A 20,917-nucleotide genomic window follows, 5' to 3' on the forward strand; every position below is an offset into this window, starting at 1 on the left:
AACCGCATTGGAGTGGACAACCATGAAATCAACGCCGCACATTGACCCGAAGGCTCCTATCGCCCCGACCATCTTGCTGCCCGGAGATCCGCTCCGCGCCAAGTTCATCGCCGAAACCTACCTTGAGGATGCGCAGCAGTTTAACTCGGTGCGTAACATGCTGGGCTTCACCGGCACCTACCAGGGCACTCCCGTGTCCGTCATGGGTTCGGGCATGGGTATTCCTTCAATCTCGCTGTATGCCTGGGAACTCATCCATGTCTTTGGCTGCACGAAGCTCATCCGCATCGGTACCTGTGGTGCGCTGCAAGAAGGTATCAACCTCTACGACGTTGTCATCGCTCAGGGCGCATGCACGAACTCGAACTTCCTTGATCAGTACAACATCCCCGGAACTTACGCACCGATCGGTTCCTACCGCCTGATTGAAGCAGTCCGCCAGAATGCAAAGGAACTGGGAGTGACCACGCACGTTGGTAACATCCTTTCTTCTGACACCTTCTACAACGCAGATCCGACTTTCAACGATCGTTGGAAGAAGATGGGAATCATGGCCATCGAGATGGAAACTGCTGGCCTGTACGCGACCGCTGCCGAGGCAGGAGTGGAAGCGCTGGGTCTCTTCACTGTTTCTGACTCCATCGTGACCGGTGAAGAAACGACCGCACATGAACGCCAGACCGCGTTCACTCAGATGATGGAAATCGCCCTTCCTCTGGCGCAGATCTGAGGAAAAGACGAGGAATGAGTATGAAGAAAACTGACGTTGCGAGCATCATCGATCACACGATCCTCAAGCCCGAGGCAACTCACCAAGACGTCGCACGAATCGTTGAAGAAGGCGCACGTTTTGGTACGTACTCGGTGTGCGTGTCTCCTTCGATGCTTCCCCTTGACGTTCCTGAAGGACTGAAAGTGGCGTGCGTTGTGGGATTCCCCTCGGGCGCGGTGAAGGCCAATGTGAAGGCTTTCGAGGCCAAGCAGGCGATCGCTGACGGCGCTGACGAGATCGACATGGTGATCAATATTGCCCTCGCAAAGGAAGCAAAGTTCGACCAGGTCGAAGACGAGATTCGTGCCGTTCGCGCTGAGATTCCTGCCGGAAAGATCTTGAAGGTCATCATCGAATCTGCAGCTCTCACCGATGAAGAAATCGTTGCCGTGTGCCGTGCAGCCGTAGCCGCGGGTGCGGATTTCGTCAAAACCTCGACGGGTTTCCACCCCGCAGGTGGGGCCTCGGTTCACGCCGTTGAACTGATGCGTCAAACCGTGGGTGAAAACGTGGGAGTCAAGGCATCTGGTGGTATTCGCGACGCCCAAACGGCTATCGCAATGATCGAGGCGGGCGCGAATCGTCTGGGCGTTTCTGCAACCGCAGCGATTCTTGCCGGTCTTGAAGACTAATTCAGGGGGAAAAATGAACGTTATTGAACGAGCTCAACAGTGGGTGGACCACGATCCGGATCCGGCAACCGCGGCTGAACTCGCCTCCGCCGTTGAAGCAGCGCGCGCAGGCGATGAGAGCGCACTTGCCGAACTGAATCGGGCCATGAATTGCCCTCTGCAATTCGGTACTGCAGGCCTCCGCGGTGAAATTGGCCCGGGCGAATCGCGAATGAACCTCTCGGTCGTCATCCGTGCAACTGCCGGATTGTGCGCGGTTCTCCTCAAGCATGCAACGCGCGCTCCGCGCGTCGTCATCGGCTGCGATGCCCGCTACGGATCAGTTGATTTTGCCAACGCAGCTGCACGCGTGGCCTCGGCAGCAGGATGCGAAGTACTCCTGCTTCCGCTGAAGAACCCTACCCCGCTCACCGCGTTCTCCGTGCGCGAGTTGGACGCCGACGCGGGCATCATGGTCACCGCATCGCACAACCCGCCTCGCGACAACGGCTACAAGGTCTACCTGGGCGGGACCGTCGTGACCGGTGCCGGTCAGGGCGTCCAAATTGTTTCTCCCTTCGACGCCGAGATCGCTTCTGCGATTGCTTCGGCTCCTTTCGCCGATCAGATCGCTCAGAACGACGAGCTGATCGTCAATGTGGATCCTCGCGAGGACTACATTGCTCGCGCCGCTTCTTTGGCGCAGGGAAGCCCGGAAATCAAGGAAGATCTGGCCATCACCTTGACCGCTATGCACGGTGTGGGCGCAGCCCTGACCCAGCAGGTGCTCAACGAGGCCGGCTTTACCAACGTGAGCCTGGTTGCAGAGCAAGTGGAACCGGACCCCGACTTCCCGACGGTGTCCTTCCCGAACCCCGAGGAGCCCGGCGCTCTGGATCTGGCTATTGCACATGCGCGCGCACATGCTTCTGACCTCATCATCGCGGTCGACCCAGATGCTGACCGCTGTGCGCTCGCGGTTCCCGATGAGGCCTCGTCGAATGGTTGGCGTCAGCTTTCCGGCGATGAAACGGGATCACTGCTGGGAGAGTTCCTCGCAGGAAGCGCCCCCGAGGATGCGGTCTTTGCAAACTCGATCGTTTCTTCGCGTTTACTGGGCAAAATTGCTCAAGGGCACGGGCTGAAGTACCAGTACACGCTCACCGGCTTCAAGTGGATTGCACGCGTTCCGGGGCTCTACTTCGGCTATGAAGAAGCCATCGGTTTTTGCCCCGATCCCACGCGCGTGCGCGATAAGGACGGTATCGCGACCTCGGTTGTCGCAGCTTCCTTGTTCGCAATGCTCAAGAGCCAAGGACGCACGGCAAAGGATGAACTCGAGCGCATGGCACGGCTCTATGGCCTGCATGTGACCGCGCCGCTGACCTTCCGTGTTGATCGCCTTGGGCTGATCGCAGAGGGAATGCAGCGTCTGCGTTCTCAGCCCCCGACAACTCTTGCCGGCGCTGAGGTCGAAGGAGTCGTGGACCTGTCGAAGGGATGGGACGGCCTGCCGGGTACGGATGCACTCATGGTCACCACTACTGCCGGCGACCGCGTCATTGCTCGTCCGTCGGGCACGGAGCCCAAGCTTAAGTGCTACCTCGAAGTGGTAATCCCCGTGGAAGAGGGAGCAGAGGTTCCGTGGGCACAGGCTCGCGAGCGCTTGGAGACAATTAAGTCCGAGTTTGGCGCCGCGATTGGGATCTGATTGATTCCCGAGGCCTCGCTTGCTGTGGAATTCTTGCAGCAGTTGCGGCCTTGAAACTTCTGGTGGGTGTCTCCTTCGGAGGCGCCCACCAGCTCTATTCGCCTCCTACGGTGCGTCTGCCCAGTCTGTGGCGTGCCGTCGTATGCTGTTCTATGAGGAGCTGTGCGTGGTTGACTCGCGGCAAACTATCGAGGCTGGCAGGATAAAAGAGTGAGCGAAGAACACACCTCATCAGATACACAGCCTCAAGACTTCCACGATCATTTGCTTTTGCAGGCATTCGCATGGGATTTGCCTGCTGATCAGAGCTTGTGGAGGACGATTGCCGCTACGGCACACGACCTTGCGGAGCTGGGGATTGAAGGAGTTTGGCTTCCCCCCGCGTACAAGGGCTATAAGGGGCGCGAGGACGTTGGATACGGCGTCTACGACATGTATGACCTGGGTGAGTTCGATCAAAAAGGAAGCATCGCCACGAAGTACGGCACGAAGGATGAATACCTCGCAGCCATCGATGCTCTCCACGAGGCGGGGATCCACGTCATTGCCGATATCGTCTTTAACCATCGTCTAGGCGGCGATGAAACTGAGGAAGTTCGAGCGCGCAGGGTTGATCCGGGGAACCGAATGCAGGTGATCTCCGATGAAGAGACGATCCGAGCATGGACCCGTTTTACCTTCCCAGGTCGGGCAGGAACCTACTCCGATTTCCAGTGGAATTCGCAGTGTTTCAAAGGTATCGACTGGGACGAAAATACGAAGAGTAACGCTGTCTGGCTCTTCGATGGCAAAGAGTGGGATCCAAGCGCGGGCGAGGAGCTGGGCAACTACGACTACCTCATGGGTTGCGATGTTGACGTTTCCTCACCGCAGGTCAATGAAGAATTGGACCGTTGGGGCCGCTGGTACGTTGAGACGACGGGAATTGATGCCCTGCGTTTGGATGCCGTCAAGCACATCGGTTCAGATTTCTTTGCGCGTTGGCTGCCGGACTTACGCGCAGCGACCGGCAAGATGCTTCCCGCAGTAGGGGAATATTGGAGCTACGACGTGGGACAACTGTGCTCGTATCTAGACCGAGTCCCCGATGTTGCGCTCTTTGACGTCCCCTTGCACTTCCACTTTCACGAGGCCTCCGTCTCAGATGGCAACTTTGATCTTTCGCAGCTCTATTCGAATACTCTGGTTGCTACGCGCCCCCAAAATGCGGTGACTTTCGTTGAAAACCATGACACTCAACCGGGACAATCACTGGAATCGACCGTTGCCCCTTGGTTCAAGCTCTCTGCTTACGCTTTGATTCTTTTCCGCGACAGCGGGGTTCCCTGTGTTTTCTGGGGAGATCTTTTGGGCAGTGGGGATGTGCTCCCCGCAGTGCGTGAGCTTCCCTTCCTCATGCAAGCGCGAAAGACCGCAGCTCAGGGCCCGCAATTTGATGCTTTCGACGACCCCGACGTGGTTGGTTTTGCCCGACAGGGCATTGAAGGGGAGCCCTCGACAGGGTGCGCAGTTGTCCTATCGGACCGACTAGCGGGCGAAAAGCGTTTATTCCTTGGGCAGTGGCGTGCCGGTGAAAACTGGGTGTGTGCGATCGGTGAACACCCCTCCGTTGTCATCGATGAGGACGGGTGGGCGACCTTCCCCGTTTCCGACGGTGGCCTTTCCGTCTACTTCCCCGAGGCCGCGCATCTTTAACCCCGCGCAACTATCGGGGGAGGGAAGGGGTAGGCAAACCCCTACTTGGCCTCGTCAGCGGAGGTGAGGAGGACGGGGGAGGGGCGAAGGTTCCGCATCCCATTCCACACGAGGTTGACGACGTGGGAAGCGACGTCTTCCTTACTCATCCGGCGCTCATCAAGCCACCATTGGCCCACCTGTGCAATCAAACCTACGAGCATCTGCGCGTACAGGGGAGCCCACTTGGGGCTCATATTCGCCTGAGAAAACTGGTTTGCAAGCAGGTGCTCGACCTTGATCGCGATGTCACCCATGAGGGATGAAAACGACCCGGAAGTAGAATTTTGTGGCGCATCGCGCACAAGAATTCGGAAACCATCCGAATTCGATTCAATGTAGCTCAGCAATGCAAGCGCGGAGTCTTCGAGGATCATACGCGGCCGTTTTTGGGAATCAAGGGCGGCTTCAAGGGCGCTCATGAGAGCGTGAACTTCGCGGTCGACGATGACGGCGTACAGGCCTTCTTTTCCGCCAAAATGCTCATAAATAACGGGCTTGGAAATCTTGGCTTGAGAGGCAATTTCTTCGACACTTGTCCCGTCGAATCCTTTTGAAGCAAAGGTCTTTCGCCCGACAGCAACAAGTTGCTCTCGGCGGGCAAAACCGCTCATGCGCATTCGTTTCTCGGCCATGTCTTAACCGTACACGTTCAAGTCGCCCGGGGTTCTAGATGCCAAGACGGGTGTGTTTATGGCACAATCTATGTGTCCTTCCGCCTTGGTGTAACGGCAGCACAGAGGTTTTTGGTGCCTTTAGTCTAGGTTCGAATCCTAGGGGCGGAGCTCAATGTGAGCGCGCGTGAAAGGGCGACATGACTACTCCCACTGCAGTGATTGTTCTGGCCGCAGGCGCTGGGACACGCATGAAGTCCTCTCTTCCCAAAGTCGTTCATCCCGTCATGGGATTATCGATGATCGGGCACGCACTCCGCGCTGGAGCCGGTACGGATCCCGATCATTTAGTCGCAGTCGTACGCCACCAGCGTGACCTTGTTGCCGATGAAATCCTTCGCAATAACCCCGACGTCATCATCGCGGATCAAGACGATATCCCTGGAACTGGGCGTGCAGTTCAGTGTGCTTTGGATGAACTTCTGAGGCGTGGCCACAGTCTCAAGGGAACGATTCTTGTCACATACGGCGATGTTCCAATGCTTGATGCAGCCACTCTCAATGACCTCGTTGCCTCTCATGATGAACGTGGTGCAACTGTTTCTGTGCTGACAACGATTGTCGAAGATCCGACCGGCTATGGCCGCATTGTTCGAGACGGCGCAAGTGGCGACGTCTGCCGCATCGTCGAGCAGAAAGATGCCACAGAAGAAGAGCGTGCGATCTGTGAAATCAACGCAGGAATCTACGCTTTCGATGGGGAGTTCTTACGCGATGCCCTCATGCATGTGGGGACAAATAACAAACAGGGCGAGGTCTATCTCACCGATGTTCTTGCGCAGGCCTACCGGGCTGATTGCGTAACAAACGGCGTTGTTCTTGACGACCAATGGTTGGCGCAGGGTTGCAATGACCGTGTTCAGCTTGCGGAATTGGCCGCGGAAATGAACCGCCGAATTTGTCGTGAGCACATGCGTGCGGGAGTATCCATCGTGGATCCCGCCTCAACATGGATCGAATGTGATGTCCGCATTGAAGCGGATACAACGATCCACCCACATACTGTTCTTCGCGGTCAGACAACGATCGCGTCGGGTTGTGAAATCGGCCCGGGAACAACACTGACAAATGCGCTGGTCGGCCCGGGTTGTCGGGTCCCTTCGTCGTGGGTCAGTGACACACACCTTGAAGGGGATACCATAGTAACGCCTTTCACTTTGATCGAACGGTGAACAGGAAACTGCTCGACGAGTGAGGTCCGTATAAACGGGGAGGACAAACCGCATGACGGGGCTGGTGACCAGCGGAGAAAAGCGTCTGGTTCTTGTATCAGGTCGAGCACACATGGAGCTCGCTCAACAAGTTGGCGAAGAATTGCACTGCGGAGTTTCTCCGACGACTGCATATGACTTTGCCAGCGGTGAAACCTACGTTCGTTTCAATGAGTCGGTGCGCGGTGCGGATGTTTTCGTCTTGCAGTCACACACCGGTGAAGTGAATAAGTGGCTGATGGAACAGCTTTTGATGATCGATGCAGCCAAGCGAGCATCGGCAAAGCGTATTACCGCAGTTGCTCCCTATTACCCCTACGCGCGCCAGGATAAGAAACACCTGGGGCGCGAACCTATTTCTGCACGCCTCATCGCAGACCTCTTCAAGACCGCTGGTGCAGACCGCGTGATGAGCGTCGACCTGCATGCCTCGCAGGAGCAGGGTTTCTTTGATGGCCCGGTTGATCACCTGTGGGCGATGCCTGTGCTGGTTGACTACGTGCGTTCTCGCGTTGATCTGAGCAACGTCTGCATGGTTTCCCCGGATGCTGGTCGAATCCGCGTCGCCGAGAAGTGGTCCGCGAAGCTGGGCGGTTGCCCGCTGGCCTTCGTCCACAAGACTCGTGACACCACGCGCCCCAATGTTGCCGTCGCTAACCGCGTCGTTGGTGATGTTGCGGGTAAGCAGTGCGTGCTGGTCGATGACATGATCGACACCGCTGGCACCATTTCCGAGGCCGTCAAGGTCGTCATGAACGCTGGCGCTTCCTCGGTCATCGTTGCTGCAACGCACGGCATTCTGTCCGATCCGGCTGCACAGCGTCTCTCTGAGTGCGGTGCCAGCGAAGTGATCGTCACCGACACCTTGCCGATTGCTCCGGAAAAGCGTTTCGACAAGTTGACCGTTTTGCCCATTGCACCGCTTCTCGCGCGCGCAATTCGTGAAGTTTTCGACGACGGATCGGTCACATCTTTGTTCGACGGGGTCGCCTGAAACCGTTAAACGCGCTATCCTAGCTAGGTTGCTCCGGCGAGGGCGCGAAAGCGCCGTTATCGACAGGGCTTTCTGTAGGATTCCTCCTTCAGATTCCTAGCGCCGGTGCGTGGAATGAACTATTTGAAGGAGGCTCTCATGAGCAACCCCACGCTGGTCGCACAGACCCGTAGCGAATTTGGTAAGGGTGCAGCACGTCGCGCACGTCGCGCAGGCTTGGTTCCCGGTGTTCTTTACGGACACGGCGATGCCCCCCTCCACGTTGATCTCCCCGGTCACGAGCTCTTCCTGGCCGTCCGCGGCCAGAAGAACGCTCTGGTCGAGCTGGTCATCGAAGGCAAGAAGCACCTTGCTCTGGTGAAGGAAGTTCAGCGTCACCCCGTTTCCCGTAACCTGCTCCACGCAGACTTCCTGGCCGTTAAGGCCGGCGAACTCGTTGACGTCGAGGTTCCGGTTTCCATCATTGGTGAGCCCGCCCCCGGCACCCAGCACACTCAGGAAGAGTTCGCCCTGCTGGTCAAGGCTCCCGCAACCTCCATCCCCGAGTCCATCGAGGTCGACATCACCGGTGTCGAGGCCGGAACTGCGGTTCGCGTTGCCGACGTGACCTTCCCCAAGGGCGTCGTCTCCGAACTCGATCCCGAGACCGTCGTTGTTACGGTCAGCGAAGAGGTTGTCGAAGAAGAGGAAGAGGCAGCTCCCGCCGAGGAAGCAGCCGAATCTGCCGAGTGATCTCACTTTAATTTCGGGAGGCTCGCCCCTAGGGGCGAGTCTCCCGTTTATTACACTGAATGGTATGAAGCGCGTGCACGTTATTATTCCCGCGGGTGGAGTGGGCTCTAGGCTGTGGCCTCTCTCGCGTAAAGATCGACCAAAGTTCCTTCTTGACCTTCGGATGAGCGGGAAGAGTCTCCTGCAAGAAACTATTGACCGCCTCGATCCTGTGGCGCAGTCTTTTACGATCGTCACTGGCAAAGCACACGAAGAAGCAGTGCGCGCTCAGATTCCCCAGGGGCGCGATATCACTGTCTTAGTTGAGCCCCAAGGGCGAGATTCCATGCCCGCTATTGGCTTTGCTGCCTACATTATTCGCCAGCGTTTTGGCGAAGATGCTCCCATTGCTTCCTTTGCAGCTGACCACGCGATCACTCATCCCGATGTTCTTCTCTCCTGCATCAGCCGCGCCCTCGATTGTGCTGAGCGTGATTACGTTGTCACCGTTGGTCTTTCTCCCTCGACTCCGTCAACGGCTTACGGGTACATTGCTCCGGGAGATCCTTTCGATCAGGATCAACCAGAAAACGGGGCTGTTGTCAGTTCTTTCGTCGAAAAGCCCGATGAGCAAACCGCTCGCGCCTACGTCGAAGCGGGATATCTGTGGAATGCGGGCATGTTCATCATGACTGCGGGGACTCTTGTTCGTCGTCTCGCTCAATTCCATCCGGATATGGACCTCCACCTCAGCAAGATCGCCGAGGCTTGGGGGAGCGGAGACTTCTCCACAGCTTTGGATGAGCATTGGCCGCTGCTGACGAAGATCGCCATCGATCATGCGATTGCCGAGCCTTTGTCGCTTGAAGGGGGCGTTGCCGTTGTTCCAGCTCGCGACATGGGGTGGACAGATGTCGGTGACTTTGATGCTCTCGCCGATATCAGCCCTGAAGGTGAGGCTCTGCGCATTGATTCTCCCCAAACTTTTGTCCGTTCGATGACCGGACAGAAGATCGTTTTGGTTGGTGCTGAGAATCTTGCGGTGATTGCAACGCAGGACGCAATTCTTGTTGTTGATCGAAATCGTGCCCAGGACGTGAAGAAAGCTGTCGATTCCCTGTCTCAGAATGGGCAAGCCGAGCTCCTTTAAGATGAAAGACATGACCAGACACTCTTCAGCGCGTCTCCTGGCCGCGACCACTGCGGTTCTTCTTCTTGGAGCATGCTCGTCGCAGTCCTCTCCTTCGTCGGCTTCGCCGAAGATCTGTGGGATCTCCGATGCTTCCGGGTGGGACTCTAACGCCTCGCAAACTCCCGCCAAACGGGCAATTGCACAGGCGGCCTCGGAGATTGGAGGAGAAACGAAACTGGCCACGGGCGCGGGGGAGCTTAAAGGACTCCTTGAGGATGGCTGCACGATCATCGTTTCAGAAGGCCAAGGGATTGCCGAGGCCACGACTCAGGCTGCACACAAGTACTCGAAAGTGCGCTTTATTGCGGTCGATTCAGATTTCGTCGCTGGTGGGAAGCCCAGCGAGGTGAGCAATGGCAAGGTTGTCGCCTCGAAAGCAACACAGGGGGCGTATCTCGCGGGCTACGCAACAGCCGGAATGACAACAACGGGAACGATCGCCGGCTTTGGGGGAGTTGAAACCAGCGAGCGCCAAGCACTGATGGATGCTTTCATGCAGGGAATCGACGCCTACAACCAGGCGTACGGAACCTCAATTCGTTTTCTCGGATGGGATCCGACGCGCCTGAAGGGGACATTCACCGGGAGCGACGATGAATCCAGCATCAAAGATGCGGCCGCGAAAGCCTTGAGCGGCGGTGCGGATATTCTTGTTCCTTTTGCCGACGCAGGGAATCAGGGGGCTCTTCGCGCTCTTGAAGAAGCAGGAAATAACTCTGCCCAAAGGCTCGTGTGGATGGGGGATGGGGCTCCGACGAATTCAGCCCAGATCATCACCGCTGTGTCGACGTTGACCAAGGACCACCTGAGCGAGGCAATTACGGCTGCACGCGGAAGCGAATTTTCCTCTCAGGCGGTCATTGATTCTCTTGATAATAACGGGGTTGTTCTGGCGCCATTTGCTGCCCACGAGGCGCTGATGACTCCGGAACTGAAGGATGCGCTTGCTACCATGCGTCAGCAGATGATCACTGGCGAGCTTGTCATTTCCACTCCTTTCGACCCACTCATCTTTTCCCAGAAAAAGTAGAGGACACCATGGATACTCCCACGCCACAAGCTTCCTATCGCCGAGGCCCCGTGATCCTTCGCGGAGGAAAGATCCCTCACGAAACTTCCGATGCCGGGCTCTTGCGGAGCCAATCTTCCGCGGATTGGTTGCACGAAGACCCGTGGCGGGTTCTGCGTATCCAATCTGAGTTCGTCGAAGGCTTTGGTGCGCTGGCTGATTTAGGTCCAGCGGTTTCGGTTTTCGGATCGGCTCGTACCCCTGCGGGTAGTGAGGATTGGGAGCGGGCACGCACCATCGGTTCGCTCCTGGTTCGCTCTGGCTATGCGGTGATTACAGGTGGTGGCCCGGGGATCATGGAGGCTGCAAACCGTGGAGCTTGGGAAGCTGGCGGAAGCTCTGTGGGCCTCGGAATTGAACTTCCTCATGAGCAGGGAATGAACGAATGGGTCAATATCGGCGTGAATTTCCGGTATTTCTTCGCCCGCAAGACGATGTTCATGAAGTACTCGCTGGGTTTCATCGTCATGCCCGGCGGCTTTGGAACAATGGATGAGCTTTTCGAAGCGGCGACTCTGGTTCAAACAGGGAAAGTCAAGTCCTTCCCGATTGTTTTGGTCGGTCGGGACTACTGGGGCGGGCTGGTTGAATGGATTAATTCAACGATGCGTGCGTCTGGAATGCTCTCCGATGAAGACCCGGAACTGCTCCACGTGGTAGATAGCGCCGAAGAAGCAGTGGAAAGAGTAGTTGGACACGAGTAGTTCACATCCCTACTAAAATAGGTCGTTCCCGGTAGAATATAAGTGTTTAAATACCGATCTTTCGGAAGGGAAACGGACATGGCAGCTATGAAGCCGCGGACTGGTGACGGTCCTTTGGAGGCAGAAAAAGAAGGTCGTGGGATTGTCATGCGTATTCCCAGTGAAGGCGGCGGACGCCTCGTGATTGAACTGAGTGCAGAAGAAGCAAAGGAACTTGCCCAAGCGCTAGCAAACGCTCTGTGAGGCCTCCAAAGCCTGCGCCAAACTTAAACTTCCCACATACAGTGCTTTTCCAACGATTGCGCCGTCAATATAGCCCTCGCGTGTAAGGGTACGGATATCGTCTAAGTGGCGGATTCCGCCGGAGGCAACAAGATCGGCACGTGTTCTCGCCCGTAGATCTCTCAGGAGCTCTACGGGCGGTCCCATAAGCGCTCCGTCCCTCTTCTTCTCAGTAACGATGTAGCGCCTTGCACCGGCGCGCTCAAGGCGGCCGCACACGCTCCACAGGTCACCCACATCGCCTTCGCAACCGCGCGGACGAATACGCCCATCTTCGACGTCGATGCAGATATTGAGGCGGTCCCCAAAGTGAGCGATGAGCGAGGCAACTTCATCGAGGTCAACCAGGGCCTGCGAAGCCAGATTGACCCGATCAGCTCCCGCGCTTAACGCAGTTTCGATATCCTCCCCGCCTTTAACTCCACCAGACCATTCAATACGGCAAGGATTTTGGGCGCTCCACCGCTGAACCTGCGCAATGAGATCGCCCAGTACTTCAGCATTATTTCCGCGCCCGAAAGCCGCATCAATATCAACGAGGTGGATCCAGCGCGCCCCGCAATCGATGAAGTCGCGGGCGATACGAATGGGATCTGCACCGGCCCCCTCCTCACGTCCATCCGCATTGCGGTGAGTGAGGGCGAGGCCGGAAGCAACATCCAGGGCGGGAAGGATATCCATGACTAGCGCGCGCTCCCGCGTGCAGTTGCCTGACGCATGGGTACAAAGAAATCGCGGAGCTCTGAAAGGAGAGTATCCATCGCGGGAGAAGACTCTTGGCCTTCCTGCGCGGTGATTTCCGCTGCATGCCGCGCAATAATGCGAACAATCGCGGAGCCAGAAATTGCCCCATCAGCTCCCGCTTCAATTGCATCGCGCACGTGTTCGGGGCGGGAAATCCCAAATCCCAGAAGCACCGGCGCTGCGGCCTGCTCGCGCAAGGTCGCTACGGCCTCGTGCAAGCCGACGGTCGAGGCCTCATGATCGGCGCCGGTCACTCCCACACGCGAAACCGCATACACATACCCGCGGGCTGAACGCGCGACATCGCTGAGGGTACGCGGGGAGGCCGAAGGCGGCGCAATGTAGACGCTATCGACGCCGCAGGCAAGAGCCGCCTTGCTAAAAGGATCCCCCTCGCGGATTGGCACATCGGGGATGAGGACCGAATCCACTCCGACCTCGGCGCAGCGCGCATAAAAACGCTCGATACCGATGGAGAAAGGAACATTCGCGTAGACGAGCAGGCCGATAGGAAGTTCGGGGTGAGCTGCGCGAATACGGCCCAAGATCGCGAAAGACTCCTCGAAGCCGATTCCGGCATTAAGAGCACGTAGGTGTGCTTCCTGGATGACGACACCATCAGCGACCGGGTCGGAGAAAGGAATGCCCAATTCCAAAGCGTCCGCACCGTCGGCGATCAGGGCCTCGATGATTGCTTCGCAGGCGCTAGCAGTGGGGTCTCCGAGCATCACGAAGGGGACGATCGCCCCGCGCCCCTCAGCCGCGCAGCGCTCGAACATGGATTCGTAGCGGGTCATCGCTCCTCCTTGGGGGTTGAAAGATCGTAGGAATGAGTCCTGTGGGTACCCGAGCCTGCCCGTGCCTGCGCGACCAATTCAGCAGCGCGCGCAACCGCGCCATCGCGCGAGAAAGAACCACCAAGGCGCTCGCGCACCTGATCGAGGTCCTTGTCGCCGCGACCCGATAGGCACACAAGAAGTCGGGGAGTGTGGCCCTCGGGGACATGCAGTCCGGCAGTTTTCCCCTTTGCTTCAAGCTCTGCTGCCATCTTCAGGGCGTAGGCCAGAGCATGCGAGGACTCCATTGCTGGGATAATTCCCTCGTGGCGCGACAGAGCAATGAAAGCTTCGACCGCTTCCTCGTCGGTAATTCCCACGTAGTTCGCGCGCCCGCTTGCCGACAGATAGGCATGCTGGGGACCGACTCCCGGGTAATCGAGGCCTGCTGAAATTGAGTAGGACTCTTCGACTTGGCCCTCATCGGTACGCATGAGGTAGGAACGCGCACCGTGGAGGACGCCGACCTTTCCTTCATGGATTGCTGCCCCGTGGTGGCCGCTATCCAGTCCCTCACCCGCGGGTTCGACACCGTAGAGGGCAACGGAAGGATCATCGATGAAATCGGCGAACATTCCGATCGCATTGGAACCACCGCCGACACAGGCGATGACTGCGTCGGGAAGTCCCCCGGTCATAGCGAGCATCTGTGCGCGCGCCTCGGTGGAAATGATGCGGTGGAATTCACGAACGATCGTGGGGAAGGGGTGCGGGCCGGCTGCAGTTCCCAGGAGATAGTGGGAGGTCGCAAAAGTCGCTGTCCAGTCGCGCAAGGCCTCGTTGACGGCGTCCTTGAGGGTACCGCTGCCCGCAGTTACCGGGACGACGGTGGCGCCCATGAGCTCCATTCGTTCAACATTGGGTGCCTGACGAACAACGTCAACTGCGCCCATGTAGATCGTGCATTCCAAGCCGAGGAGTGCGCAGACCATTGCGGTTGCAGTGCCGTGCTGGCCAGCCCCTGTTTCAGCGATGATGCGCGTCTTTCCCATGCGCTTGGCAAGTAATGCTTGGCCGAGGACCTGGTTACCCTTGTGCGCACCACCGTGGACGAGGTCTTCTCGCTTGAGGAAGATCCGCGCTGCTCCGCCGGACAGGTTACGCAGTTCCGTGACCGGAGTGGGGCGACCTAGGAAGTGGTGCAAAAGCGTGTTGATCTCTTCGATGAAGCTCGGATCATCGATCGCTTCGATGAAGGCTTCTTCGAGCTGGTCAAGAGCTGGGATGAGGAGCTCGGGGACGTACTGTCCGCCGAAATCTCCAAAGTAGGGGGAAAGCTTTGTGGGGTGCTCTCCCGAGGCCGTGGCCGCACCTTCGCCAGCGCCGAGGCGTTCGCTTGAGTACGGTTCCCATGACGTTGAGCGTGCCTGGGCTTCGTAGTATGCCTGGCCGGCACTGGGAACGCCGCCCGTGATCTCCCATGCCGCGTGAGCGGGATCGGCAGAACCAGAAAGGTGAGAACCAACCAGCAGGGCATCAACGTAGGGGGCAAGATCGTCAACGTCGCTGCGAGAGTTCACACCCGATTCGCCGACAATGACCGCCCCAGCAGGAGCCAGGGGAGCAAGCGCGCGAGTACGTGCCTTGTCAATGTTGAGTGTGCGCAGATCCCGGTTGTTGATACCGATAATTCGCGCGCCCAATAGCTGTGCGCGACGCATATCGTCTTCAGTGTCGACCTCGGTGAGAACATGCATTCCCAAGCGAAGCGCTGCCAAGGAAAGCTCGCGATAGGCCTCGTCATCAAGAACGCTCAACATGAGCAAGATGGCGTCCGCGCCGTGCACTCGCGCCGCGGTGATCTGGATTGGATCAATGACGAAGTCCTTGCACAAGACCGGCTGAGTGGCTTCGGGGCGCACCTCGTCGATGTCCTCGAAGCGACCGTTGAAACGATCGGGTTCGGTGAGCACACTGATCGCCGCAGCGTAGGGAGCATATGCGCGAGCCAGGAGACGCGGAGAATACGTCCCCTCAATGATTGTCCCCAGGGTCGGGGAAGCGGACTTGCACTCCATGATGATGGCCGGGCCGCTGGGGCGCGCCTCGACGCCGTTTTCGCCCGGGGTACGGGTGCGCAGGGCATCCTCGAAAGAACGCTCGGAGCGAGGAAGCGTGAGGGGATCAATGTTCCCGTAGGCCTCGTAGAGCTCGGGAAGGCGCGTACGGCGCGCTGCAACCAAGGAATCAAGGACTGTTCCCGTGGCGCGCAGGCGCTGTGAGATCGGGGAGAAAGCGTGCTGGCTCATTGTTGCTCCTGCGTCTTCAATTCTTGTGCGGTTGAAGCAATCGTCTTCAGGTGCTCGGCAACTGCACCGCTGGCGAGCTGGGCGAGTGCAGCGGCGGTTCCTTCGTTCAAGGAAGGAGCTTTTCCAGCCAAATAGAGCATGGCTCCCGTCGTTGCAGCAATCGCATCGCGTTGAGCAGGAATGCCCGAACCGTTGAAAATATCAGTGATGAGGCGAAGATTATCGCTCGCATCTCCACCAATCAGATCCGACAAGGGCGCGGGAGTGATCCCCAGTTCTTCTGGGGTATAGGTGTAGGAAGAGACCCCCTCACGAGTGATCTCACGGACTTCCGTTTGTCCATGAACAGCGAACTCGTCGGTTCCACTTCCGTGAACAACCAGAGCATGTTCGAGTCCAAGGGAAGCCAGAGCCTGCGCGACATCGTCGAGGAGCTCGCGCTTGCCGACGCCCAGAACCTGATAGGACAGGTGGGCGGGGTTCACCAAGGGACCGATGAGATTAAAGATCGTCGGGTTCTTGAGCGCTGCACGCACCGGTGCGACGAAACGCATTGCGGGGTGGTACTTCTGTGCGAAGAGGAAGCAGAAGCCAGTGCGCTCAAGGAGCTGCGCAGAAGAAGCGGGGGAGAGATCCAGAGGAATTCCTGCGGCCTCAATGAGGTCGGCTGCTCCCGCCTTTGAGGACACCGCACGGTTTCCGTGCTTGGCAACCTTCAATCCCATGGATGCTGCGACGAAGGCCGAGGCCGTGGAGACGTTGATCGTGCCCACGCCGTCGCCGCCCGTGCCCACCACATCGATAATGCCGGTGGCGTCGGTGGAGAAGCTCTGTGCTGCTTGTCGGAAGGCCTCGGCGGCACCCGCGATTTCGCTGGGCTGCTCGCCACGAGCGTGAAGTGCTCCAAGGAAAGCCGCGATTTCAATATCACTGAGCTCGCCGCGCGACATCTGCTCGAATACGCTTCGAGCCTGTTCCTGGTCCAAAACAGCACCATTCAACGCGTGGCGCAGGTAAGACTCACTCATGAGAACTCCTTGAAATCGAGGGTGAAAGTGTCAGATCAGCCAAGAGTCCGCGCAAAAGGAGCGGTCCGGCCGGGGTCAGAATAGATTCGGGATGGAATTGCAGGCCGATGCACGGAGCACTGCGGTGGCGCGCGGCCATGACGATTCCATCATGGGTATGGGCCAGTGAAATCAAAGATTCGGGAAGGCTTCGGGTTCCCAGCGAGTGATAGCGGGCAATCGAGATATAGCCGTGTGTGGCCTCGTCGCCGGGGCGCGGCGTTTCAGCGATAGCAGAAAATGACGGGTCTTCGATCCCGGCCGCGGTGAGTTCTACGCGGTCAGTGCGCCCGTGGGTTGCGCCAACCGGCGCGACAACTCCGCCACAGGCCTCGACCATTGCCTGGAATCCCAGGCAAATGCCCAAGGTTGGGATTTTCTCTTGCAGAGCCACGTCAAGGATTTCCATCATGTGCCCGGCCTGGCGCGGGTGTCCCGGGCCGGGGGAGAGAATCAAGAGCGGGCGTTCGCCCGCAGCGCGTTCTTCGGCGGTCGGCTCAAGAGCATCACGCAGCGTAGCTACAGGAGTTGTATTGCGGAAGACCTGTACTCCGGCCTCGCGAGCCGTTAGGTCAACCAGGTTGTAGACGAAAGAATCGCGGTTATCTAAGAAAATGACGCGCACTTTAGAACTCACCTTCCTCTGCGCTCGCGGCAATCACCAGCGGACGGCGTGCCGAGGCAGCTAGGGCGCGCAAAACTGCGCTTGCCTTGTGGACGGTTTCTTCGGCCTCGCGAGCGGGGACGGAATCTGCAACGACCCCGGCTCCGGCCTGAACGATCGCGCGTCCGTCTTTGACGAAAGCCGAACGGATAACGATGCAGGTATCGAGTTCGCCGTCGCCGCGAAGATACCCGACTGCACCGCCGTAAGAGCCTCGCCTCAGTCCCTCGTAGGTGCGAATAAGCTCAGCAGCGCGAAGTTTGGGGGCGCCGGTTAGCGTTCCCATGGTCATGGACGCACGGAAAGCATCGAGGGGATGAAGATCCTCGGCCAAGGTGCCGCTCACTTCGGAAACTAAATGCATGACGCGCGAGTAACGATCCACGCGCAGCAGCTGCTCGACTCTACGGGTCCCGCGCTTGGAAACTCGGGCAACGTCATTTCGTGCAAGATCGACCAACATGACGTGCTCTGCGACTTCTTTTGCGTCCGAACGAAGCTCAAGCTCCAGTCGGATATCGAGTTCGTGATCGATGCTGCCATCGGGAGCAAAACCACGAGGACGCGTGCCTGCGATTGGACGAATCGCGACGGTGTGGGTCTTTGCCGAATGCAGGAGCGAGGACTCGGGGGAAGCTCCGAAAAGTTCGAAGTTTTCAGTCCCGATGTAGAACATGTAGGGACTGGGGTTCTCATCGCGCAAGAAACGGTAGCTGGTCAGCGCGTCGGCGCATTCAGCGATGAAACCGCGCGAGGGAACAACCTGGTAGATATCGCCTGCAGCAATGTGCTCTTGCATGACGGTGACGAGCTCGGCGAAATCACTATCGGAGATAGTCGGGCGGGCAATGAGGGGCTCTGCACCTGCTTCCCCAATTTCCGAGGCCGTGGATTCCGGAGCGCTTTCGGGTGCGGCATCGATCGCCTCGGCAAGCGCGTTCATGCGCTGCTCAAGGGAAAGGAGATCGAGAGAAGCGCCAACTAACTGAGCGCTTTGAGAGGGGTGATCAACCACCAAAATGATGCGTGCCAGGTAAAAGAGATAGTCAGGGCAGGAGTTGAAACCGTGAGCGACCTCGGGCAAGGACTCGTATGTTGCCAGGTAATCAAAGGCGACAGCCCCGGCGACCAAAGGAAGGTGCGGATGATCGATGGGGGTATCGGTCAAGATACGCAAGGGTTCCATCGTTGCGCGCTGCTTTAGGCGGGTTTCCTCGTCGGCCTCGTCTTCGCGAAGAGAAGGCAAGTTAAACAAGGCTTCGGTCTCGGCGCGCTCGAGAAGTGCCTGGGGGAGAGCCTCGCATACCCTCTCGATTGCAGCGGGGCCGTCGATGGGGTGCGTCGAGGTCACGCGGACCTGATCACCATCGCATTGGATAGATGCGCTGGCTTCAAGTAGAGCAATGGTCGTCAAGTGTTGCTTGGAGGCGATGTCTGCACTGTCGAGCAAGACAACGTTTGTTGGGTGCCCCGAGGTCGCGCGAGGAAGTAAGCCCTGGTTGCAAAGATCAGCAAGAAGCTTGCCGCCGTCGCTGTGATAGCGCACCTCACGTGTGATCACGTGTGGCGTGTCCGCGTGTGTCATTTCCGTCCTATCTATTGCCCTCGGTGGGCCCACAAGACAAAGAAAAAGGCCCGCCGCATGGGCGAGCCTGATGAGTTTTGAGGTACATCAACGGAGGCCCACCCTTAGGAGAGCCACCACCACATCTGGTTTGCTGAAGTACCGAACATGTTTTTCATACTAGCGTGACAACCCGCATATGCGCGAAAGATGTCACCCAATGAGACTTAACGAGTAAGACTCAGATGCGCTTAACTGCTGCGAGTAGTCCATCGCCGACGGGAAGCATTGCTGGAACAAACTGTTCTGAAGAAGCAAGAACTTTCGCGAGTTCTCGCATCATGACCGTCTGTTCATCGCGCTGGGCAGGGTCCGCAACCTGGTCGTGCCACAGAGCGTGAACGATCACGATGAGGCCGCCGGGGCGCAGGACCCGAAGTGCATGATCGAGGTAGTCCGGAATTTCGTCTGCGGGCGCATCGATCACCATCATGTCGTAGCCGCGTGCGGCCATGCGGGGAAGAACATCCAAAGCCCGTCCCGCGATGAGGCGGGTGCGCTGAGAGGGAATGCCCGCTGCTGTGAATGCACGACGTGCGTACTTGTGGAACTCGACCTCGTGATCGATCGTGGTCAAGACGCTGTCGGCCGACATTCCCTGGAGGAGCCACAGGCCAGATACTCCCGCTCCGGTGCCGATTTCGAGGACGGCTTTTGCTCCGCAGGTTGCGGCAAGGAGGCGGAGGGTAGCGCCGACCCCGGTTGAAACGGGCTCAGCACCTAAATCGGTGGCAGTCTCGCGAGCTTGGGCAAGGATGTCGTTTTCCTCGACAAACTCTTCTGCAAATACCCAGCTCAGAGCCTTATCTGATGCCATTATGTCCTCCGCGGTAGTAAGCCTTTGCTTCAAGGTTACGCAAAAACCCCGTCACTGGGGCGACTACGCGCCCAATGACGGGGTTTTATTCGTTGAATTAGATGGTCTTATTCAGGGGAGCAACACCCAGAGGGCGCCCTGCGAGGCCTCGCGAGGCGTGAGAGAGCGTGTGGGCAAGGTCCTGGAGGACTTGAGCGGCCTCTCCTTCGTGCACGGAAACGGGATCTCCCGCATCTCCGCCCTCGCGCAGGGCAATATCCAAAGGAACTTGGGCGAGGAGCGGAACATTGTAGCCAAGCTGGGCGCTCAGGCGATCTGAGACAGACTGTCCGCCGCCGCTGCCGAAGATCTCAAGCTTCGAGCCATCCTCCTGAGGCAGGTAGGACATGTTCTCGATGACGCCGATAACCTTCTGGTTCGTCTGCGACGCGATCGAACCCGCACGCTCAGCAACTTCGGCTGCAGCGACCTGCGGGGTTGTGACGACGAGGATCTCAGCATTGGGGAGAAGCTGAGAAATTGAGATTGCAACGTCGCCGGTTCCGGGAGGCATATCGATGAGGAGAACGTCCAGATCTCCCCAGAAAACATCTGCCAAGAACTGCTGAAGTGCACGGTGGAGCATTGGGCCGCGCCAAATCACAGGCTGACCGTCGGGTACGAACATGCCGATGGAGACGACCTTCACGCCTTGGGCACCAAGCGGGGGAATGATCATTCCGTCGATTACCTGGGGATCGTGGGTAACACCCAGCATGCGAGGAATCGAGAAGCCGTAAATATCTGCGTCCATGACGCCGACCTTGAGGCCCGAACGAGCCAGTGCGGCTGCAAGATTCGCTGTCATTGAAGATTTGCCGACACCGCCCTTACCGGAGGTTACAGCAATGACGCGCGTCAGTGAGTCGGGGCGTGCGAAGAGAATTTCGCGTTCGGGGCGTCCGCCGTTGAGCTTTTCGCGCAGAGCTTTCTTCTGCTCGTCATTCATGACATCCATGGTCACTTTGACATCGGTGACACCATCGAGGGCACCAAGGACCTTGTGGACGTCTTCGGAAATTGTGTTTCGCAGCGGACACCCTGCAGTCGTGAGGAGGATTGTCACCGAAACTGTGGAGCCATCGATCACGACCTCATCAACCATATTGAGGTCGGTGATTGGACGACGAATTTCCGGATCGATAACGGTCGACAGGGCATCAAGAACGTTCTGCGAAGTCAAAGTCATGGTGTCAATCCTATGACCCCAAC

20 protein-coding genes and 1 tRNA gene are annotated in these 20,917 nt (G+C 58.1%); 12 read left to right on the forward strand and 9 right to left on the reverse strand.

Features of this window, described 5'->3' with window-relative positions; all coding sequences use genetic code 11:
* Positions 1-22: 22 nt before the first annotated feature.
* From deoD to ACWNMW_RS07885, 4 genes are all read left to right on the forward strand, one after another.
* Positions 23-730 (forward strand): purine-nucleoside phosphorylase, encoded by a 708-nt coding sequence (deoD, locus tag ACWNMW_RS07870; RefSeq protein WP_449490571.1) that lies wholly within the window; start codon positions 23-25, stop codon positions 728-730.
* A gap of 20 nt (positions 731-750) precedes the next feature.
* Positions 751-1,404, forward strand: coding sequence for a deoxyribose-phosphate aldolase (deoC, locus tag ACWNMW_RS07875; protein WP_299061816.1), 654 nt, complete (start codon positions 751-753; stop codon positions 1,402-1,404).
* Positions 1,405-1,417: 13 nt separating this feature from the next.
* Complete coding sequence (locus tag ACWNMW_RS07880) at positions 1,418-3,094, forward strand: phospho-sugar mutase (protein WP_449490572.1); 1,677 nt, start codon at positions 1,418-1,420, stop codon at positions 3,092-3,094.
* A 210-nt stretch (positions 3,095-3,304) separates the two neighbouring features.
* Positions 3,305-4,789 carry an alpha-amylase gene (locus tag ACWNMW_RS07885; RefSeq protein WP_449490573.1) on the forward strand — a complete coding sequence of 495 codons (1,485 nt, stop codon included), beginning with the start codon at positions 3,305-3,307 and terminating at the stop codon, positions 4,787-4,789.
* A 41-nt stretch (positions 4,790-4,830) separates the two neighbouring features.
* On the opposite strand, the gene ACWNMW_RS07890 is transcribed toward ACWNMW_RS07885, so the two are convergent.
* On the reverse strand, positions 4,831-5,463 hold the full coding sequence (locus ACWNMW_RS07890) for a TetR/AcrR family transcriptional regulator (RefSeq protein WP_034501825.1): 633 nt from the start codon (positions 5,461-5,463) through the stop codon (positions 4,831-4,833).
* 79 nt (positions 5,464-5,542) lie between these two features.
* Between ACWNMW_RS07890 and ACWNMW_RS07895 the strand changes: the two genes are divergently transcribed.
* From ACWNMW_RS07895 to ACWNMW_RS07930, 8 genes are all read left to right on the forward strand, one after another.
* Positions 5,543-5,613, forward strand: a tRNA-Gln gene (locus ACWNMW_RS07895).
* Positions 5,614-5,642: 29 nt separating this feature from the next.
* Positions 5,643-6,674, forward strand: coding sequence for a bifunctional UDP-N-acetylglucosamine diphosphorylase/glucosamine-1-phosphate N-acetyltransferase GlmU (locus ACWNMW_RS07900; RefSeq protein ID WP_449490574.1), 1,032 nt, complete (start codon positions 5,643-5,645; stop codon positions 6,672-6,674).
* A 52-nt stretch (positions 6,675-6,726) separates the two neighbouring features.
* Entirely contained in the window at positions 6,727-7,707 is a 981-nt protein-coding gene (locus ACWNMW_RS07905; RefSeq protein ID WP_034501819.1) for a ribose-phosphate diphosphokinase, read from the forward strand.
* Positions 7,708-7,845: 138 nt separating this feature from the next.
* Positions 7,846-8,439, forward strand: coding sequence for a 50S ribosomal protein L25/general stress protein Ctc (locus ACWNMW_RS07910; protein ID WP_034501815.1), 594 nt, complete (start codon positions 7,846-7,848; stop codon positions 8,437-8,439).
* A 64-nt stretch (positions 8,440-8,503) separates the two neighbouring features.
* Positions 8,504-9,568, forward strand: coding sequence for a mannose-1-phosphate guanylyltransferase (locus ACWNMW_RS07915; protein WP_449490575.1), 1,065 nt, complete (start codon positions 8,504-8,506; stop codon positions 9,566-9,568).
* A gap of 10 nt (positions 9,569-9,578) precedes the next feature.
* Positions 9,579-10,640, forward strand: coding sequence for a BMP family lipoprotein (locus ACWNMW_RS07920; RefSeq protein WP_449490576.1), 1,062 nt, complete (start codon positions 9,579-9,581; stop codon positions 10,638-10,640).
* A gap of 8 nt (positions 10,641-10,648) precedes the next feature.
* A complete protein-coding gene (locus tag ACWNMW_RS07925) occupies positions 10,649-11,383 on the forward strand; it encodes an LOG family protein (protein WP_072456278.1) in 735 nt (244 codons plus the stop codon).
* A 78-nt stretch (positions 11,384-11,461) separates the two neighbouring features.
* Positions 11,462-11,626 (forward strand): DUF3117 domain-containing protein, encoded by a 165-nt coding sequence (locus ACWNMW_RS07930; RefSeq protein WP_072456276.1) that lies wholly within the window; start codon positions 11,462-11,464, stop codon positions 11,624-11,626.
* Here ACWNMW_RS07930 and ACWNMW_RS07935 read toward each other — a convergent pair.
* From ACWNMW_RS07935 to ACWNMW_RS07970, 8 genes are all read right to left on the reverse strand, one after another.
* The gene (locus ACWNMW_RS07935; RefSeq protein WP_449490577.1) at positions 11,609-12,346 is read right to left on the reverse strand and encodes a HisA/HisF-related TIM barrel protein; all 738 of its coding nucleotides are present in this window, start codon (positions 12,344-12,346) and stop codon (positions 11,609-11,611) included. The two genes, ACWNMW_RS07930 and ACWNMW_RS07935, sit on opposite strands and share 18 nt — an antisense overlap.
* 2 nt (positions 12,347-12,348) lie before the next feature.
* Complete coding sequence (trpA, locus tag ACWNMW_RS07940; protein WP_449490578.1) at positions 12,349-13,206, reverse strand: tryptophan synthase subunit alpha; 858 nt, start codon at positions 13,204-13,206, stop codon at positions 12,349-12,351.
* The gene (trpB, locus tag ACWNMW_RS07945) at positions 13,203-15,494 is read right to left on the reverse strand and encodes a tryptophan synthase subunit beta (RefSeq protein WP_449490579.1); all 2,292 of its coding nucleotides are present in this window, start codon (positions 15,492-15,494) and stop codon (positions 13,203-13,205) included. The genes trpA and trpB overlap by 4 nt, the downstream gene beginning before the upstream one ends.
* A complete protein-coding gene (gene trpD, locus ACWNMW_RS07950; RefSeq protein WP_295894376.1) occupies positions 15,491-16,522 on the reverse strand; it encodes an anthranilate phosphoribosyltransferase in 1,032 nt (343 codons plus the stop codon). The genes trpB and trpD overlap by 4 nt, the downstream gene beginning before the upstream one ends.
* Positions 16,515-17,186 (reverse strand): anthranilate synthase component II, encoded by a 672-nt coding sequence (locus ACWNMW_RS07955; protein ID WP_295894406.1) that lies wholly within the window; start codon positions 17,184-17,186, stop codon positions 16,515-16,517. Before ACWNMW_RS07955 ends, trpD begins: the two co-directional genes overlap by 8 nt.
* 1 nt (position 17,187) lies before the next feature.
* Positions 17,188-18,810: an anthranilate synthase component 1 gene (locus tag ACWNMW_RS07960; RefSeq protein ID WP_449490580.1), complete on the reverse strand. Its 1,623-nt coding sequence runs from the start codon at positions 18,808-18,810 to the stop codon at positions 17,188-17,190.
* A gap of 220 nt (positions 18,811-19,030) precedes the next feature.
* Positions 19,031-19,666: an O-methyltransferase gene (locus ACWNMW_RS07965; protein ID WP_449490581.1), complete on the reverse strand. Its 636-nt coding sequence runs from the start codon at positions 19,664-19,666 to the stop codon at positions 19,031-19,033.
* Between the two features lie 97 nt (positions 19,667-19,763).
* Positions 19,764-20,894 (reverse strand): Mrp/NBP35 family ATP-binding protein, encoded by a 1,131-nt coding sequence (locus ACWNMW_RS07970; protein ID WP_449490582.1) that lies wholly within the window; start codon positions 20,892-20,894, stop codon positions 19,764-19,766.
* Between the last annotated feature and the right edge of the window lie 23 nt (positions 20,895-20,917).

The organism is Actinomyces sp. Marseille-QA0893, assembly GCF_976954355.1.

What these genes read in the sequence shown, in the direction of transcription:
- deoD (WP_449490571.1), top strand. Translation starts at nt 23, where the DNA reads ATGAAATCAACGCCGCACATTGACCCGAAGGCTCCTATCGCCCCGACC.
- deoC (WP_299061816.1), top strand. Translation starts at nt 751, where the DNA reads ATGAAGAAAACTGACGTTGCGAGCATCATCGATCACACGATCCTCAAG.
- ACWNMW_RS07880 (WP_449490572.1), top strand. Translation starts at nt 1,418, where the DNA reads ATGAACGTTATTGAACGAGCTCAACAGTGGGTGGACCACGATCCGGAT.
- ACWNMW_RS07890 (WP_034501825.1), bottom strand. Translation starts at nt 5,463, where the DNA reads ATGGCCGAGAAACGAATGCGCATGAGCGGTTTTGCCCGCCGAGAGCAA.
- ACWNMW_RS07900 (WP_449490574.1), top strand. Translation starts at nt 5,643, where the DNA reads ATGACTACTCCCACTGCAGTGATTGTTCTGGCCGCAGGCGCTGGGACA.
- ACWNMW_RS07905 (WP_034501819.1), top strand. Translation starts at nt 6,727, where the DNA reads ATGACGGGGCTGGTGACCAGCGGAGAAAAGCGTCTGGTTCTTGTATCA.
- ACWNMW_RS07910 (WP_034501815.1), top strand. Translation starts at nt 7,846, where the DNA reads ATGAGCAACCCCACGCTGGTCGCACAGACCCGTAGCGAATTTGGTAAG.
- ACWNMW_RS07915 (WP_449490575.1), top strand. Translation starts at nt 8,504, where the DNA reads ATGAAGCGCGTGCACGTTATTATTCCCGCGGGTGGAGTGGGCTCTAGG.
- ACWNMW_RS07920 (WP_449490576.1), top strand. Translation starts at nt 9,579, where the DNA reads ATGACCAGACACTCTTCAGCGCGTCTCCTGGCCGCGACCACTGCGGTT.
- ACWNMW_RS07925 (WP_072456278.1), top strand. Translation starts at nt 10,649, where the DNA reads ATGGATACTCCCACGCCACAAGCTTCCTATCGCCGAGGCCCCGTGATC.
- ACWNMW_RS07930 (WP_072456276.1), top strand. Translation starts at nt 11,462, where the DNA reads ATGGCAGCTATGAAGCCGCGGACTGGTGACGGTCCTTTGGAGGCAGAA.
- ACWNMW_RS07935 (WP_449490577.1), bottom strand. Translation starts at nt 12,346, where the DNA reads ATGGATATCCTTCCCGCCCTGGATGTTGCTTCCGGCCTCGCCCTCACT.
- trpA (WP_449490578.1), bottom strand. Translation starts at nt 13,206, where the DNA reads ATGACCCGCTACGAATCCATGTTCGAGCGCTGCGCGGCTGAGGGGCGC.
- trpB (WP_449490579.1), bottom strand. Translation starts at nt 15,494, where the DNA reads ATGAGCCAGCACGCTTTCTCCCCGATCTCACAGCGCCTGCGCGCCACG.
- trpD (WP_295894376.1), bottom strand. Translation starts at nt 16,522, where the DNA reads ATGAGTGAGTCTTACCTGCGCCACGCGTTGAATGGTGCTGTTTTGGAC.
- ACWNMW_RS07960 (WP_449490580.1), bottom strand. Translation starts at nt 18,810, where the DNA reads ATGACACACGCGGACACGCCACACGTGATCACACGTGAGGTGCGCTAT.
- ACWNMW_RS07965 (WP_449490581.1), bottom strand. Translation starts at nt 19,666, where the DNA reads ATGGCATCAGATAAGGCTCTGAGCTGGGTATTTGCAGAAGAGTTTGTC.
- ACWNMW_RS07970 (WP_449490582.1), bottom strand. Translation starts at nt 20,894, where the DNA reads ATGACTTTGACTTCGCAGAACGTTCTTGATGCCCTGTCGACCGTTATC.